The sequence below is a fragment of the Pseudomonas reidholzensis genome (assembly GCF_900536025.1).
GTDB classification, from domain to species: Bacteria; Pseudomonadota; Gammaproteobacteria; order Pseudomonadales; family Pseudomonadaceae; genus Aquipseudomonas; species Aquipseudomonas reidholzensis.
In genome coordinates, this window is the sequence record NZ_UNOZ01000025.1 from 1 (window position 1) to 16,052 (window position 16,052).

The 16,052-nt window shown below is 66.0% G+C and carries 8 protein-coding genes; 1 reads left to right on the forward strand and 7 read right to left on the reverse strand.

The window, feature by feature from the left end; genetic code table 11:
- Window positions 1–546: 546 nt before the first annotated feature.
- On the reverse strand, window positions 547–951 hold the full coding sequence (locus CCOS865_RS16735) for a TraR/DksA family transcriptional regulator (RefSeq protein ID WP_119142804.1): 405 nt from the start codon (window positions 949–951) through the stop codon (window positions 547–549).
- Window positions 952–1,280: 329 nt separating this feature from the next.
- Between CCOS865_RS16735 and CCOS865_RS16740 the strand changes: the two genes are divergently transcribed.
- Window positions 1,281–5,825 carry a DUF6543 domain-containing protein gene (locus tag CCOS865_RS16740; RefSeq protein WP_119142806.1) on the forward strand — a complete coding sequence of 1,515 codons (4,545 nt, stop codon included), beginning with the start codon at window positions 1,281–1,283 and terminating at the stop codon, window positions 5,823–5,825.
- Between the two features lie 37 nt (window positions 5,826–5,862).
- On the opposite strand, the gene CCOS865_RS16745 is transcribed toward CCOS865_RS16740, so the two are convergent.
- The 6 genes from CCOS865_RS16745 to CCOS865_RS16770 all read right to left on the reverse strand — a co-directional run bounded on the left by CCOS865_RS16745 (window position 5,863) and on the right by CCOS865_RS16770 (window position 16,044).
- Window positions 5,863–6,636, reverse strand: a complete 774-nt coding sequence (locus CCOS865_RS16745; protein ID WP_119142808.1) for an enoyl-CoA hydratase — start codon at window positions 6,634–6,636, stop codon at window positions 5,863–5,865.
- Between the two features lie 13 nt (window positions 6,637–6,649).
- Window positions 6,650–7,777 carry an acyl-CoA dehydrogenase gene (locus tag CCOS865_RS16750; RefSeq protein WP_119142810.1) on the reverse strand — a complete coding sequence of 376 codons (1,128 nt, stop codon included), beginning with the start codon at window positions 7,775–7,777 and terminating at the stop codon, window positions 6,650–6,652.
- 8 nt (window positions 7,778–7,785) lie between these two features.
- The gene (locus CCOS865_RS16755) at window positions 7,786–8,979 is read right to left on the reverse strand and encodes an acetyl-CoA C-acyltransferase (RefSeq protein WP_119142812.1); all 1,194 of its coding nucleotides are present in this window, start codon (window positions 8,977–8,979) and stop codon (window positions 7,786–7,788) included.
- 12 nt (window positions 8,980–8,991) lie between these two features.
- Window positions 8,992–9,759 (reverse strand): SDR family NAD(P)-dependent oxidoreductase, encoded by a 768-nt coding sequence (locus CCOS865_RS16760; protein ID WP_119142814.1) that lies wholly within the window; start codon window positions 9,757–9,759, stop codon window positions 8,992–8,994.
- Between the two features lie 12 nt (window positions 9,760–9,771).
- The gene (locus CCOS865_RS16765) at window positions 9,772–11,415 is read right to left on the reverse strand and encodes an AMP-binding protein (protein WP_119142816.1); all 1,644 of its coding nucleotides are present in this window, start codon (window positions 11,413–11,415) and stop codon (window positions 9,772–9,774) included.
- Between the two features lie 90 nt (window positions 11,416–11,505).
- Window positions 11,506–16,044 carry an NEL-type E3 ubiquitin ligase domain-containing protein gene (locus CCOS865_RS16770; protein ID WP_119142818.1) on the reverse strand — a complete coding sequence of 1,513 codons (4,539 nt, stop codon included), beginning with the start codon at window positions 16,042–16,044 and terminating at the stop codon, window positions 11,506–11,508.
- Between the last annotated feature and the right edge of the window lie 8 nt (window positions 16,045–16,052).

A 16,052-nucleotide genomic window follows, 5' to 3' on the forward strand; every position in this document is an offset into this window, starting at 1 on the left:
GTCGCTCTTTCGGTCAGCGGAGATCCTGTGGGAGCGGGCTTGCCCCGCGAAGAGGCCGGGACTGCCAATGCACATTCTGGCGCTGACGCGCTGTACCGCCCTTATAAACAAGCGAGAGCGAAGCGATTCGCCAGCCGTTGCCCTGGCCCTTGATCTGGCCGTTGATCTTGATCTAGCTTGTGATCTTGATCTACTGCGACTTCAGGAGGCCGAACGGAGGTCTTGCGGAGCGAGGTGACGGCCAGGAAGGCCGGCAAGGGCTGCGGGCCAGGAAGGCCCGTACAGCCCGGTCCTCGCGGGAGCAAGGCCGGAGTGAGGGAACCCGTAGCGCAGCGAAGGGCCGGATGCAGGAGCAAGCGGTTTTTGGTTACTTTTTTCCAAGAAAAAAAGTGACCCGCCGTAAGGGCGGAAGGGGCCATAAGCGCCACCACATCGAACGGATAAGCCCAAAAAGCCCAACGCATCTACACCGAAAAACGTGCCCCTTTGAAGAAAACGCAAAAAGCCCCAGGGATCGCTCCGTGGGGCCTTGCGTGAGGCGGTCGGTCAGATCTGGCGCTGGTGGCGGCCGATCTGCTCGTGGCGCTCCTGGGCTTCGATGCAGTACTTGGTGGTCGGGCTGATCAGCAGGCGCTGCAGGCCGATGGCCTCGCCGCTGTCTTCGCACCAGCCAAAGCTGTCGTCGCCGATACGGCCGAGGGCCATCTCCAGCTGCGGCAGGAGGCGCTGGTCGCGCTCGATGCCGTTGACCAGCCAGTGACGCTCTTCCTCGACCGATGCCACGTCTGCCGGATCCGAAGGGGTGTCCAGGCTTTCAATGGTGATGCGGCTCTGCTCGATGCGCTCGTGGGTATCTACCTTCATCGCTTGCAGCAGCTGGGTGAAGAACTCCAGCTGATCGGCGTTCATGTAGTCATCGGCCGACATGGCCAGCAACTGTTCCTTGGTCATCGATTTCTCTATGAAAAAATGTGCATTGGGCGATTCAGGTGTCGCCAACGCCTGGGCGTTGGCAACGGAATTTTTCAAGCGCCAACCGGCACTCTTTTACAGGGGGCGGCAGTCTAAGGCGCCACGTCGCATGGGGCAACAGGGATTACCGCGCAATTGTCCGAAAACCTGCGGATTCCGCCCATCGGCCACCTGTACATCGGGCCAGTGCGCGATGTACGGAGCCGTGCGCGGCGCAATTCGCAGGGGCACAGGTGGCAATCGGCTAACACCCCATCCGGCATGACAGGCGGCTTGATACAGGCTCCCTAGACAACGGCTGCCCCTCAATGGATCTCCACCAACGCCTCGCCCAATACAGCGGTCTGGATTGCCAGGTCGCCAAACGTTTCAGCACTCGCCCGTCGCTACTCGACGTTGCCAGCTCGATGCTGCGCGAGCAGTGGTCAGCCGCGCAGATCAGCCCTCGGCAGGATCCGCTGGGCCTTTATCTGGTCAGCATCACTGCCGCAGGCACCTGGAGACGGCCACTCGCACAGGTCCTCGTGGAGCGCTACTGCCTGCGCCGTACGCTCAACCTGACCGATGGCGAAGACGCCCTGTCGACGCAGAGTGATGGCGACCCCAGCGGCACCGTGATCCTCGACCTGCACAAGGTGGAGGCCTTGATCAACGCCTGCGGGCCGTTCTTGCTGGACACCTACAAGCAGGCCCTCGCCGGCTATTGGAGCCGCTTCGACCCCAGCGGACAAAGCCCCTGGGGCTGGTACGCGAGTTACCTGCAGACGCAACTGCAACAGGCGATAGACGCCAAGCTGCCGCCCACCAGCCTGAACCCCTGGGCCAGCAGCCTCGCCCGCTTGGTGCACGACTACCCAGACAACGTCCAACGCAGCCTGCAGCCCAACGCCAAAGACCTGCGGGTCTCAAGCCTGAGCCTGGACTTTTCCGCTGCGGGTTTCATGGATGAAGACCTGGCCAGCGCCTTACTCATCGAAAACACCGTTGATCGAGCTGAACGGCGCGTGCAACTGCTCTATACCTCAGGCGGTATCCTCTACCCGCTGGCCTCACGCGAAGCCCTGCTCGACGCCATCGCCAGGCTCTGGCCGGGCGAGGCGGCACACCTGCCCCGCAGCGTGACTATCGCCCCGTGCGAGGGGCAGGTCTTCGAGGCCCAGGCCGGGATCATGCTGCACCAGCAACTGACGCTCATCGACCAGCTTGCACCGCGCTACCAGACTTCCCTTGACGCACTGACCCTGGGGCTCGACCTGGACCGCCTGACCTCGATGCTCGACCTGTGCAACATCGAAGAAGCCAGACAACGCGACACCTTGATCAGCCAGTTGCCAGACTGGCTACGCGAGGCCGAAAGCAAGACGCTGGTGCGCTACAGCACGCTGCTGCTGGATGTGGCCCAGGACTACCAGCACGCTGGCGGCCAGTTCTGGCTCGACGATGTCGACACCGCCGAACAGTATGCCAACCGCCATCTGGCCGCGCGCTTTGCCCTCGACCACCCCGCCAGCCGGCTAGACCCCGCACAGATCAAGGTGGTCAATCACCAGACCATCGCCAGCGCCGCACCGGGCCCTGGCGCGCCCATCGTCACTGGTGTGGTACGGCGGGTCGAACTGACCCTGGCGCAATTGGCCATCGGCAACCTCGGCCTGCTCAAGCCCGGTCGGGTAGAGCTGCTGTCAAGCGGCCCTGAGGCGGTGCCCGACTGGCTCGATGTGGCCTACCTGCGCAACGTCATCAGCGAACTCGACATCGCCACCCGCTACCCGCAATGGCTCAGCGCTCAACTGCTCGACGACCCTGTACGCCGCGAGCAGCGCCAGCGCCTGCTGGGCAACCAATTGCACTCGCAATTGCCAGCGCTGGCCCTGGAGCTGCACATGCGTGGGGAGCACATCCGTGCGGATGCCGCCGAGCGGATCGCCCAGGTCTTTACCCCCGCGCCGGTCGACGGTGCGCCGCGCTGGGTGCTGCGGCCCCTGGGCTTCGTCAAGGCGCCGGGTTCAACCACCGACCTGCCCCTCAACACGTGGTTGATCGAGGCCCTGGCCCCGGGCCATGCGCCCTGCCTGCTGTATCGCCCGTTGCACCCGCAGTCGTTGCTGGAGTTCGACGACCGCATGGCGCTGTTCGTCGCCATCAGCACGCCGGGCCCGCTGCAGGACGACCTGCTGCAGCGTCTGCCTGCCGTCGACCGCATCTTCTATGCCCACGGAGGCTTCCTCGAGCCGCACCTGTTCTACCCGCTGGACGACACCAGCGCCGTTGCGTTCGGCGCCCCGCCCCCCGTCGAGCTGGCGCTGTTGCCCCCTGTAGCGAGCCCGGAACAGGCCCTCTATCGAGGTTGCGTGGAAGAGTCCATCCAGCGTTTTCGCGAGCACGCGGCGACCAGCGCCGAGACCCGCCTGAACAGCTGGAAGGCACTCAGTTGGCTGTTGTTCAATACGCTGCTGCCGCTGGCCGGTGAAACCTTGGGCAGGATCGCCTGGCTGGCGCAGATGGAGGTGGCGCTGGCCGAGTACGTCAGCCTCGATTTGCATGCCGACCCCAGCGACAAGCGCCTGGCGCTGGTCAACCTGCTGCTCAATGTGGCCACGCTGCTGTTCTCCCATTCGGTCTGGCGGATGCGCCTGGAACTGGACGAGGCGCCTGCGCTGTCGACCGTCCAACCACTCGAACCTGCGCCACCGCCAGCGCCCGCCCTGCTCGTCGAGCGCCCACCACTGCTGGAGTTCGGCTGGGCGCGAGCGCAGCCGGTGCTTGCCGCCAGCCAGCGGGCCGCGCTGCAAGCACTGGAGAGCGGCCTCACCTACCACGACCTGGGCACGGCCATCAGCCATGGTCCGCTGTGGGGGCTCTACCTGCATCAGGACCGGCTTTGGGTGGTGCTCGAAGGCAAGGTCTACCCGGTCATGCTCGACCCGCAGGAGAACCAGGTGCGCATCACCGGCCAGACCCCGCAGCAGGCGCCAGGCCCCTGGCTGCACCGCGACGCCTCGGGGCGCTGGCAATTGGACCTGAGCCTGCGTCTGCGCGGCGGCATGCCGCTGTCAGCGCGAGTACGCCAGCGCGAGCAGCGCTTGGCGCAACAGTGCCAGCCGCTCGACACACAGTTGCGGGCAGATGTTGCGGCACTGCCACTCTGGGAAAACAAGCTCAAAGTGCTCAGCAACCTGGCGAACAGCACCGACGCTGACAACGCCCTGAGCAGCTGCCTGATCACCGCCGGCACAGTTTCGCAATTCTGGTCCGAGCATCTCGGCCACATCGATGCCCGCAACGCCATCAAGCCGCTGCCTGATTACGCGACGGTACGTGCCCATGCCCTGCACCAGGACAGCCTCTGCCTGCAGATCACCGAAGTAACCCTGCGCAAGCTGTGGAAGCCCAGACGCGAGCAACTGCGGCTATTGGCAAGCCGCCAGCAGGAAGGCGCAATCCTCACTCCGGACGAGCTGGCCAGCGCCAGCGAGCAATTGAACGCCATGGCGCCGCTGCTCGACCAACGGATCAGCAACCTCGACGCGCTGAGAGCTCGGCAACAAGCACTGGGCAAGATGGCCAGCCGCACCCGCGCCGACATCGACGCGGCCTATCACCAGGCCTGCCGGATGGACGCAGGCCCGGAGCGCGCCCTGGTGTTGCGCTTCATGCGCCTGGAGTCGCTGGTCAACCGGGTGATCCTGATCCATGGCGTACGCGAGGAAGATGCCGAGTTCTGGGTTGAGCGCTGCTGGACCAACATCCAACTGGGCATCGGCCAACGTTTGAAGCTGTTCGAGCATGAGGGGATGGCCGAGGAAGCGAAGGTCAGGTTGCTGCGCAGCATCGCCGAGCAATTTCGTGCGGCCCAGCGGCAACTGGGCAATCTCTCGAGCTTTTATGCCCCGCTGTCGGCCGCCGCCGACACCTTGGGCCTGCTGGATAAAGCACTCGCCGAGATCATTGCCACGGCGTCCCAAGACCTGGCCGAGTTGCCTGACTTCCCGCCCATCAAGACCCTTGCCCAGTTGCGCCGGCAACTGCCCGGGCTGATCGAAACCAGCGAACACGGCCTGCTGCTCGGCGAGCCGAGCGCTGCTGACCAGGACCGGGTAGAGATTGCTGGCCCGGACGGCCAGAGCGCTGCGCAAACCTACCACCTCGAGCACGGCGCCTGGCGCGAAGTAACAGCGTCTGCGCCAGCGCCTGCGCGCAACAAGCAAGCCCTGGCACAGCTGCTCGGCGACAGCACGCGACTGATGGACAGCGCCCGCGCAGAAGTCGCCACGCTCGCCAAGCAGCGCGCCAGCAGCTACCTGCCGGTCGAGCTCGAAGAACTCGTCCACCACCAGCGCGACAAGTTGCGCAGCCGGATCAGCGCGATCGAACAGCGCCTTATCGAGCACAACCAGGTCGACGAAGCCCACCAGGGTTTGAGCGCGGCCCAGGTGAGCAAGGCCCTCGATCGACTCGCGTCACAGTTTGATCAACAGGCCATCACCCTGCGCACCCAGGCGGCGCTTGCGCAGCTGCCGCGCATGAGCGAAGTGCAATACCTGATCGACCACCAGCACGTCACCATCCGGCGTATCGCCCAGCGTGCTCGCTTGGCCAAGGTGAAGGGCAGGCCAGACGACTATCTGGACGAGTACGCCATCGAACAGGCCGGGCAAGTCCTGTGGTATGCCCATTTTCACTACCCGGCCAGCAACACGCCGCGCCCGCAGTTCACGGCAGGCCACCTGAAGACCTTGGCGCAACGTCACGCTGCCGGTCAGCAAAGCGTCGATCCTGCCACCGGCAAGCAGGTGAACGTGTACCGCGCGCCCATCACCGCCGCCGCCGCGCAGCGTTACTTCTTCACCTGACAGGGAGGGGGCGCTGCCAGGCAGCGCCCCTTGCGCTTCAGCGGTCCTTGAACTGCGCCTCGCGCTTGGCCACGAACGCGGCCATGCCTTCCTTCTGGTCCTCGGTGGCGAACGCCGCGTGGAACACCCGGCGCTCGAAGCGCACGCCTTCGCTCAAGGTGACTTCGAAGGCACGGTTGACGCTCTCTTTGACCATCATGCTGATCGGGATCGACTTGCTGGCAATGCTCGCCGCGACCTTCAAGGCCTCCTCAAGCAGCTCGGCCTGAGGCACCACACGGGCCACCAAGCCCGCGCGCTCGGCTTCTTCGGCGCCCATCAGGCGACCGCTGAGGCACAGCTCCATGGCCTTGGCCTTGCCGACCGCACGGGTCAAGCGCTGGGTGCCGCCCATGCCGGGGAGCACGCCGAGGTTGATCTCGGGCTGGCCGAACTTGGCGTTGTCGGCCGCCAGAATGAAGTCGCACATCATCGCCAGCTCACAGCCGCCGCCCAGGGCGAAGCCCGACACCGCGGCGATGATCGGCTTGCGCCGGTTGGCGATCCGGTCGGCGTCGCTGAACAGGTCGTCGACGTAGATCTGCGGGTACTCAAGCTGGGCCATTTCCTTGATGTCGGCGCCCGCGGCAAAAGCCTTGGCGGAGCCGGTCAGCACCACGCAACCGATAGTCGGGTCCTTTTCCAGCTGGTCCAGGGCCTGGTTGATCTCGCCGACGATCTGCGCGTTCAGCGCATTCAGCGCCTGGGGGCGGTTGAGGGTGATCAGGCCGACCTTGCCGTGAATGTCCAACAGGATGGTTTCGAATGCCATTCGGGCTGCTCCTTCAAAGGTTGCGCGCAATGACCATGCGCTGAATGTCGCTGGTGCCTTCGTAGATCTGGCAGACACGCACATCGCGGTAGATGCGCTCCAGCGGGAAGTCGCTCAGATAGCCATAACCACCGAGCGTCTGCAAGGCATCCGAGCAGACCTTTTCGGCCATTTCCGAGGCAAACAGCTTGGCCATCGAGGCTTCGACCAGCGCCGGTCGCCCCGCATCGCGCAAGGCCGCCGCGTGGCGCACCATCTGCCGGGCGACGGCAATCTGCGTGGCCATGTCGGCCAGGCGGAAGGCCACCGCCTGGTGTTCGATGATTTTCTTGCCAAAGCTCTGCCGCTCGTGGGCATAGTCACGCGCCACTTCGAACGCGGCGCGGGCCATGCCCACCGACTGCGAGGCGATGCCGATGCGCCCGCCCTCGAGGTTGGCCAGGGCGATCTTGTAACCCTCACCCTCCTCGCCCAGGCGATTGGCGACCGGCACGCGCACCTCGTCAAAGACGATCTGGCAGGTGTCGGAGGCGTGCTGGCCGAGTTTGTCTTCCACCCGCGCGACCTGGTAACCCGGCGAGTCGGTGGGCACGATGAAGGCACTGATGCCGCGCTTGCCGGCCTGCGGATCGGTCACGGCGAAGACGATCACCACACCGGCGTTCTGCCCGGAGGTGATGAACTGCTTGCTGCCATTGAGCACGTAGTGGTCGCCGTCACGCCGCGCGCGGGTCTTCAGGCTGCTGGCGTCGGAGCCGGCCTGTGGCTCGGTCAGGGCGAACGCGCCGAGCATCGCGCCACTGGCCAGTGGGGTGAGGAACTGCTGTTTCTGTTGCTCGGTGCCGAACGTGAGGATCGGCACGCAGCCGACCGAGTTGTGCACGCTCATGATGGTCGAGCAGGCACCATCGCCCGCGGCGATTTCCTCCAGGGCCATGGCATAGGCGACGTAGCCGGTGTCGCTGCCGCCCCACTGCTCCGGCACCAGCATGCCGAACAGGCCGAGTTCGGCCATCTCGGCGATGGCTTCGCGGGGGAACTGGTGAGCCTTGTCCCATTGCTCGGCAAAGGGCTTCAGGCGCTCCTGGGCAAAGTCGCGCACGGCGTCGGCAATCTGTTGTTGTTCGTCAGTTACCAGCATGATTCACCTCAGTACAGGCATTCGACCGCGATGGCCGTAGCCTCGCCGCCGCCAATGCAGATGGCCGCCACACCGCGGCGCAGGTTGTTCTGGCGCAAGGCCGACAGCAGGGTCACCAGGATCCGCGCGCCAGAAGCACCGATCGGGTGGCCGAGGGCGCAGGCACCGCCATGGATGTTGACCTTGTCATGGGGCAGGTCGAGCTGCTGCATGGCCGCCAGGGTGACCACCGCGAAGGCCTCGTTGATCTCGAACAGGTCGACCTCGCCCAGGCTCCAACCGGTACGTTCAAGCAGTTTTCCGATGGCGCCGATGGGCGCGGTGGGGAACAACGCCGGTGCGTCGGCGAAGGCCGCATGGCCATGGATCACCGCCAGCGGCGTGAGGCCGCGTTTTTCTGCCTGCGAGCGACGCATCAGGACCAGCGCCGCCGCGCCGTCGGAGATCGAGCTCGAGTTGGCCGCGGTGACCGTACCGCCGTCACGGAATGCCGGGCGCAACTGGGGGATCTTGTCCAGGCGCGCCTTGGGCGGCTGCTCATCGTCGCTGACCAGGCGCGTCTGCTTGCCTTCGGTCACCTCGACCGCAACGATCTCCGCAGCGAAGCGGCCGTTGCTGATCGCCTCCTGGGCGCGGGTCAGCGAAGCGATGGCGAAGGCGTCTTGCGCGTCGCGGCTGAAGCCACCGTGCTGCGCGCAGTCTTCGGCAAAGGTGCCCATCAGGCGGCCCTTGTCGTAGGCGTCCTCAAGGCCGTCCATGAACATGTGATCGATGATCTTGCCGTGGCCCATGCGGTAGCCGCTGCGGGCCTTGTCCAGCAGGTACGGGGCGTTGCTCATGCTTTCCATGCCGCCGGCGACCACCACTTCGGCGCTGCCGGCCAACAGCAGGTCATGGGCCATGATGGCGGCCTGCATGCCCGAGCCGCACATCTTGTTCAGGGTGGTGCAGGTGGTGCCCTTGTCGAGGCCGGCGCCCAGGGCGGCCTGGCGCGCCGGGGCCTGGCCCAGCCCGGCGGGCAGCACACAGCCGAACAGCACCTGCTCGACGCTACCCGCGTCGATGCCGGCGCGCTCGACCGCGGCGCGAATGGCCGCTGCGCCGAGCTGCGGGGCGGTCAGGCTTTTCAGGTCGCCTTGCAGGCCACCCATGGGCGTGCGCACGGCACTGACGATGACAATCGGATCGTTGGCGAGGGTCATGCTGGATTCTCCTTACTTGGCAGCCATGCGCAGGGCACCGTCGAGGCGGATCACCTCGCCGTTGAGCATGCTGTTTTCGATGATATGGCGGGCCAGCGCGGCGTATTCCTGCGGGCGGCCCAGGCGTGGCGGGAACGGCACGCCGGCCGCCAGCGAATCGCGCACTTCCTGGGTCATGCCGGCCATCATCGGGGTCTCGAAGATGCCCGGCGCGATGGTCATCACGCGGATGCCGAACCGCGCCAGCTCACGCGCGGCCGGCAGGGTCAGGCTGGCGATCGCGCCCTTGGACGCGGCATAGGCCGCCTGGCCGATCTGGCCGTCGTAGGCGGCGATCGACGCGGTGTTGATGATCACCCCACGCTCGCCGCCCTCGCCCGCTTCGCCCTCGGCCATGGCCGCAGCGGCCAGGCGCAGCAGGTTGAAGCTGCCGATCAGGTTGACGTTGATGACCTTGGCAAAACTGTCCAGGCCATGCGGGCCGTGCTTGCCGAGGATCTTTTCGGCGCCGACGATGCCGGCGCAGTTGACCAGCCCGTGCAGGCTGCCGAATGCGCTCATGGCCGCATCCACCGCTGCCTTGGCGGCCTGTTCATCACTGATGTCGGCGACCGCGTAGCGCGCCTGTTCGCCCAACGCCTGGGCCTTGGCGGCCACGGCTTCGGCATTGAGGTCGACCAGCATGACCTTGGCGCCGGCCTCGACCAGCATCTGCGCGGTCGCGGCGCCCAGGCCCGAAGCGGCGCCGCTGACGATGAAGTGTTTGTTGGCAATCTGCATGGTATAGGGTCCTCAGGCGCTGGCGGATACGGCCAGCGCGGCCTGTTGCTTGGCGATTTCCTGATTGCGCAGGATGAAGCGTTGCAGCTTGCCGCTCGGGGTCTTGGGCAAGTCACTGACGAATTCGATTTCACGCGGGTAGGCATGCGCATACAGCCGCTGGCGGACATGCTGGCGCAGCGCCTCTTCGAGCGCGGCGCTGCCTTGGATACCTGCGGCGAGCACGACGAAGGCCTTGATCAGTTCGGTGCGCTGCGGGTCGGGCTTGCCGATCACCGCCGCCTCGATCACCGCCGGGTGTTCGATCAACGCGCTCTCGACGTCGAACGGGCCGACCCGATACCCGGAGGTGGTGATCACGTCATCGCTGCGGCCAACGAAACTGATGCTGCCGTTGTCGTTCAGCTCGACGGTGTCGCCGCTCAGGTAGTACTTGCCGATGAAGCTCTTGGTCGGCAGGCCCTGGTAACCCGCGAACCAGCACAGCGGCGACTGCTCGCGGTCCACGGCGAGAATCCCCGGGACGCCGGCAGGCAGCTCGTTGGCCTGCTCGTCCAGCACCACGATCCGGTGCCCGGGGATGGCGAAACCGGCCGAGCCTGGATGCACTGGATGCGCCAAGGCGTGGTGATTGCACAGCACCATGCCCAGTTCGGTCTGGCCATAGTGATCGTGGATGGTCACGCCCAGCTCATCGGCAAACCAGCGGATCACCTCGGGATTGAGCGGCTCGCCGGCACTGCTGACCACCCGCAGGCGACCTTTGACCGGCGCAGAAAACTCTGCGCCGGCCGCGATCAGCAGGCGGAAGGCCGTCGGTGAGCCGGCCAGGTTGTCGATCCCATGCTTGGCGATGATCCGCGCGCAGCTGTCGACGCTGAACGGGCCGTCGTAGAAGGTGGTGGCATGGCCCAGCGACAGCGGGCCGGTGACCGCGTAATACAGGCCATAGGCCCAGCCCGGGTCGGCCAGGTTCCAGAAGTTGTCTTCGGGGCGCAGGCCGATGGCATCGCGCATATAGCCCTGAAACGCGACGATGGCCCGCAGCGGCACTTGCAGCGGTTTTGCCGGGCCGGTGGTGCCGGAGGTGAACATCAGCAGAAAGGGGGCGTCGGCACTGAGCAGTACCGGCGCGCAGACGGGGTCGGCAGCGTCCAGCAACTGCTGAAAATCTTCGTCAGCGTCAGCCGCGTGAACGGTAATGATCGACGGGCAGCCTGTCACTTCATCCAGCTTGGCGCGGTTGTGGCTGTCGGTCACCACCACCCGTGCAGCGGACTGTTCGAGCCGATGTTCGATGGCCTTGGGGCCAAAGGCGGTAAACAGCGGCTGGTAGACGGCGCCGAGGCGCCACGTGGCGAGAATGGTCACCAGCAATTCGGGGATCCGCGGCATCAGCCCGGCGACCCGATCACCCGGCCCCACGCCCCGGCCCTTGAGCACATTGGCCAAGCGCGCGGCGCGGCCCTGCAGCTGATCGAAGCTGACGCGCCCGCTGTTGCCGTCGCGGTCCTCCCAGAGCAGCGCGGTCTTGTCGTTGCCGGCATGGCGGTCACAGCATTCGACACAGGCGTTGAGCGCGCCGAGCGAGCCGTGCAAGGCTGCTGCGGCGCCGGAATAGTTGAACGAATGGACGGCCTCGGCGTAGTCACGCATCGTCAGACTCCTGGTTTGTTATTGTTGGAGTACAGCCTGGTGTCTGACGATGTTCGCGCCGCTCAGCCGCTACGGCAATGGCAAAAGCTGTCAATCAGCGTGAGCGGATTCGCCTGTTTCGGGGGCGCCAGAGGGCGCCTCGTCGGGGTCGAGATTGCCACCCTCCTCGTCAATGAGCAGCGCATCTTCGGTGAGGGCGTGATACAGCGCCGCTTTCTCCGCCTGCTTCTGCGCCGTCAGGGCGTCATAGCGCGCCCTGTTTTCGGGTGTTGCGAGCGCTTCGAGGGAGCCGGCCTGCTCCTCCAGGGCCTCAGCCAGCTCGGCGTACCGCAGGTCGATCTGCTGAAACGCCCGCGCATGCCGGGTGTCCAGGTAGGTGGTCCAGAAACTGCGCTCACACAGGTCACTCGCCAAGCGTTGCTGCTCGGCCCGTTGCACCTGCGCGATCGCCTCGGCCCTGAGCTCCGGGGTTACCCCGGCCAGGTTCTCGAACAGCATGGAGCGCGGCTGGGCGGGCAGGTCGAGGGTTTCTGCCAGGTGCATCCTGAAGCCCAGGACCACCTCCAACGGGTCGATGAAGGCGCCAATGGCGGGCTGAGCCCGGGCCTGGGCTTCGCGCAGCTGAACTTGCTGGTGGGCGAATTCATCCACCCGGTCCAGGCGGAACAGACGCCTGCCCAGGGTCAGCAACAGGTTGCCCTGAGTCCCGGCGGTGGCGTGCTGATGCGCCCTGTGCACGAGGATCTGTACCTGCAAGCGGCTGAACCGCTCCTGCAGGCTGTCCGCACAGGAGAGCTGGATGCCCGCGTGGGCGAAGACGTCGTCGCGCAGCCGGGTGTCCGCATCGATCTCCTCCAGCAGCTGCCACACCTGCTCAGTGTGATAGGCGTTGTTCGAGGGCGTACGACGGATTTCACTCAGCCCTTCCAACAAGGTGAACAGCTCGTTGCCCGCCCGCCCCCGGCGCAACCGGCCCCACAGCGCCGTGCGCGCCTGGCGGGCTGGCTCGTTGCCGATCGCCAGCCACTGAGGCACCACCGCAGGTGCCACGACCTCATGCACACGGGCGGGGTCAGCAGGCAGCGATGCCACCGGATTGCCTTCGATCATGACCCTGCCGAGAAAACTGCTCGGCATCGCCGCCAGCTCAGCGGGAATCTGGGTGATGGCGTTGAAGCGCAAGTCCGCAAATGCCAGCTGGCGAGAGCGCTCGAGCCCCTGCGGCATGCTGCGCAGGTTGCAGTTGGTGGCGTACAGCCCCCTCAGGCTGGTCATCTGCTCGAAGTTCAGGTCCAGCGAGCCAAGCGGGTTGCGGCTGACCACCAGCCTGTCCAGCCGGGTCAACGTCGACAGGCTGTCCAGCGCCGCCGGGCCCAGACGGATGCTGTTGCTGGACAAGTCCAGCACGCGCAAGTCGGTCAAATGGACAATGCCTGGCGGCAACGCGGTCAACAGGTTGTTGCTCAGCCGCAGGGTCTGCACCGCGTCGAACGCCCGCAGGAAGTTTGCCGGCACCGTAGACAGGTTCATCCTCGGCATGATCAGCTCGTAGACATGGCCGAAGTCGATATCGTCCGGCAGGCTCGGCAATGCACCGACGTGCAGGTGGGGCATCATCAGGCGCCGGCCAGAACGCGCGGAATCGGCGTGCGCAACCGGCTCGCCTTCATAACGCCACGCGCCACGCAGGCGGTTGGCGAAGGCCTCGCGGTCCACACGCAGCGGGCCGCGCCGGGCGTCGCCTTGCCATTGGGCCAGAGCACGGTCGAGCCGCGCATAGTTGCTCTCATGAAACAGCAGCGTTTCAAAGACTGAGTCGCCCTCACGCAACAGCTCGTCGAGAAAGTGCTGCACCTGCCCATCGCTGAAACCGGGGTACAGCGCGCGGATCCGATCACGCACGGTGCGCATCGCGTTGGCCCGGCGCGACTGGGCACCACCCAGGGTGTAGCCGACCCGGCCATCGGCCAGGCGCGTGCCGGGGTTGAACCACGGCGTGGCGTTGCTCCAGCCAAGCCTGCTCAGCACCGCGCTGCGGGATTGTGGAAGGTGCTGGATGAGCGCGAGTCGCAGTTGCTCTGCCGGGTCTTCTGCGGTGAGCTTGAGTGTTTGCCTGTCGGCCTCGGGCAACGTCGCCAGCACCGCCTGGAAGATCCCTCCCGGCGCTGCCAGCTCCGTGTCCAGCGCTTGACCCTCGGCGTCGTACAGGGCGAACTGGCCCTTGCGCCGGACCAGCGTGGTGGTGTGCTCCGCCGGCGCCTGAGGGTTCAGGATGGCGATGCGACGGCCCGATGCTTCGCTCAATTCGAGGTTGATCGAGCTAGGCCAGTGGTCGAGCCGGGGCAGCAGTGCCAGCACCAGCTCACCGGTGCCATCGCTGTACGCCGCCGGCAGGAACAGGCCTTCGATGGCGCGGTTGGTCCTGGCCAGCGTGAGCAGCGCTCGGGCTTTGTGGGCGATCAGCCGTGGCACCCGCGACTCGAGTTCGGCCGATTGCCGCAGCGCCGGGTCAATGCCCACCAGCGCCTCCTGGGCGTAGGCGTCTGGCAGGCCGGGGAAATCGCGTTGCACCAGGGCCAGCAAGGCATCCTCGCGGGGCGGCGCCTTGGACAGGTAGTCGAGCAGGTCGCCCTGCACCTGGTAACGCTGCTCGACCAGCGTGCTGGCCTGGGCCGCGTCGCTGAGGCCGCGCATGGCCGGGAGTTGCTGGCACCATGCGCGGATCTGCGGGTCATCGATCGTGCCTTGCGGTCTGCACAGGGCAGCGAACAGACGGCTGATCTTCTGGTCGGCTTCGAAGCGGCGCAAGCTGTCTCGCAGATTGACCGGCGCCGGGCGGTTTTCCACCAGCACGCCACGCAGTTCGTCCAGATCGACCCCGGCCATGCGCAGGATCTGCTCGGCCTGCTGGTCATTGACCGGAGGCTCCTGCGGCCACAGCCGATTGAGCATCTCGGCGCGGTCATGCCACTCCAGCGGGCGCTCGGAGCGGAGCCGCCAGCAGCGCTCACCGTTGAAGTCCAGCAACGGCCCGTAAGCGTTTGCGCGTCGCGGATGGCGCAGCTGCCAGCCCCCTTGTTGCGCCTGCCGGACTTCGTAGTAGCGGTCGCCTTGGCGCAGCCATTGGCGTTCGTCGTCCGCGTACAGGCCGTTGTCCTGCAGCACGGCGTCCCCCGGCTCCGATGCGTAGCAGGTCAGGTCAGGGTTCCACAGACGGGACGCCGAGGGCGCACGGCTGATCGGCTGCAAACCGTCGACGAAGGCACTGCGCGTGAATAGCCTGGCGCCTTGCACGATGCCCGCCGTGCCGGCAATGGTCGCAGCAGTGACCGCCACCGTCTCGGCCACGCCCAGCATGTGCTGCAATGCCTCGTGCTGGTGCCCCTGAGCCCAGTCCACCGCGCCTTCGTAAACCTCGCCGAGGGTCTGCAGCAGCGTCTGCCCCAGCAGCAGCACCCCCACCCCCGGCACGATCAACCCTGCCAGGCCGAGTACTTCCAGGCCCACCCCCTGCCACGCCGCGAGCAAGTGTTCGGAGGCACTGCGGTCGGCATCGGCATTTGCCACCAGCAGGCGCCGGCCATCGTCCTTGACGCGGCTGACCTGCTGGGCGGCCAGTGCCGCAAACACCTCACCGGACACCACCGCGCCTTTGAGCGCCAGGTCGGGTCGGTCGTCCTGCAGGCGCAGTGCCAGGGTCGTGACAAAGGTCGAGCGTTGGCTCATCGCAACCCTCTCGGCAAACCGGCGCTGCCCTTCGGCCTCACGCAACTGGCCAAGCAGGAACTCGCTCGCCTGCTCATCCGAGCGGAAGCGACGCAGCGACTCGGCGCCATCACCGGGCAGGTAGAGGATGACGCCCTTGTGCTCACCCTGGGCGTCCCGCAGCTGGATCTTCAGCCCGTTGGTCAGCGTGCACCCCAGCAATTGCAGTGTGCCGGGATAGGCATGCAACGTCTGGGCTGCGGCATTACCCGCAGCGGCCGACAAGCGCTTGAGCGCCACGTGCTCGGCCGGCGTGATGCGTGAGTGCAGTACCGCCAGCTCACAGGCCAGTGCGAAGGCGGCCTGTTGGTGGTTGGCCATCAGCGCCTGGGTGGCGGGCGCGAGCAGCGTCTCCAGCCGTTGCTGATACTGCTTGCCGACATCCAGCGCCCGACAACGATCGACAAAGCTACTGCCGCCGCCAGGCAGCACCCTGGCGCTGCCCTTGAGCACCAGACCACTGTCCTTGAAGAACTCGTAGCCACTGGAAAAACCTTGCATCAAGCGCAGCAATGCCGGGAAGCGACGGTGTTGCACTTCCAGTGATGGCGTTGAAATGATGCTGGACGGCACTTGGCGGGCGTCGAGCCATTCCAGTGCCTGCAGACGCTGGCCCGGCACCCGCTCAGCCAGCAGCGAGGTGAACTGCTGCTCGGCAAAGCGCTGCGGCGAGACCAGCTCACGGGTGGCCTCGGCGAGCAGCCGGTGGCTTTCCAGATGAGCATTGAAACAGCTGCGCAGGGCCTGGATGTCTTCAGCGGTACGCTGCAACCAGTCGGGCAATTGTGCTTCGATGAATTGATCGGTGATCGCTTCGGGCGTGATGCCCGGCGTTGGCGTGGGTGATTGCACGGCGGTTTGCATGGTGTCTG

What these genes read in the sequence shown, in the direction of transcription:
- CCOS865_RS16735 (WP_119142804.1), bottom strand. Translation starts at nt 951, where the DNA reads ATGACCAAGGAACAGTTGCTGGCCATGTCGGCCGATGACTACATGAAC.
- CCOS865_RS16740 (WP_119142806.1), top strand. Translation starts at nt 1,281, where the DNA reads ATGGATCTCCACCAACGCCTCGCCCAATACAGCGGTCTGGATTGCCAG.
- CCOS865_RS16745 (WP_119142808.1), bottom strand. Translation starts at nt 6,636, where the DNA reads ATGGCATTCGAAACCATCCTGTTGGACATTCACGGCAAGGTCGGCCTG.
- CCOS865_RS16750 (WP_119142810.1), bottom strand. Translation starts at nt 7,777, where the DNA reads ATGCTGGTAACTGACGAACAACAACAGATTGCCGACGCCGTGCGCGAC.
- CCOS865_RS16755 (WP_119142812.1), bottom strand. Translation starts at nt 8,979, where the DNA reads ATGACCCTCGCCAACGATCCGATTGTCATCGTCAGTGCCGTGCGCACG.
- CCOS865_RS16760 (WP_119142814.1), bottom strand. Translation starts at nt 9,759, where the DNA reads ATGCAGATTGCCAACAAACACTTCATCGTCAGCGGCGCCGCTTCGGGC.
- CCOS865_RS16765 (WP_119142816.1), bottom strand. Translation starts at nt 11,415, where the DNA reads ATGCGTGACTACGCCGAGGCCGTCCATTCGTTCAACTATTCCGGCGCC.
- CCOS865_RS16770 (WP_119142818.1), bottom strand. Translation starts at nt 16,044, where the DNA reads ATGCAAACCGCCGTGCAATCACCCACGCCAACGCCGGGCATCACGCCC.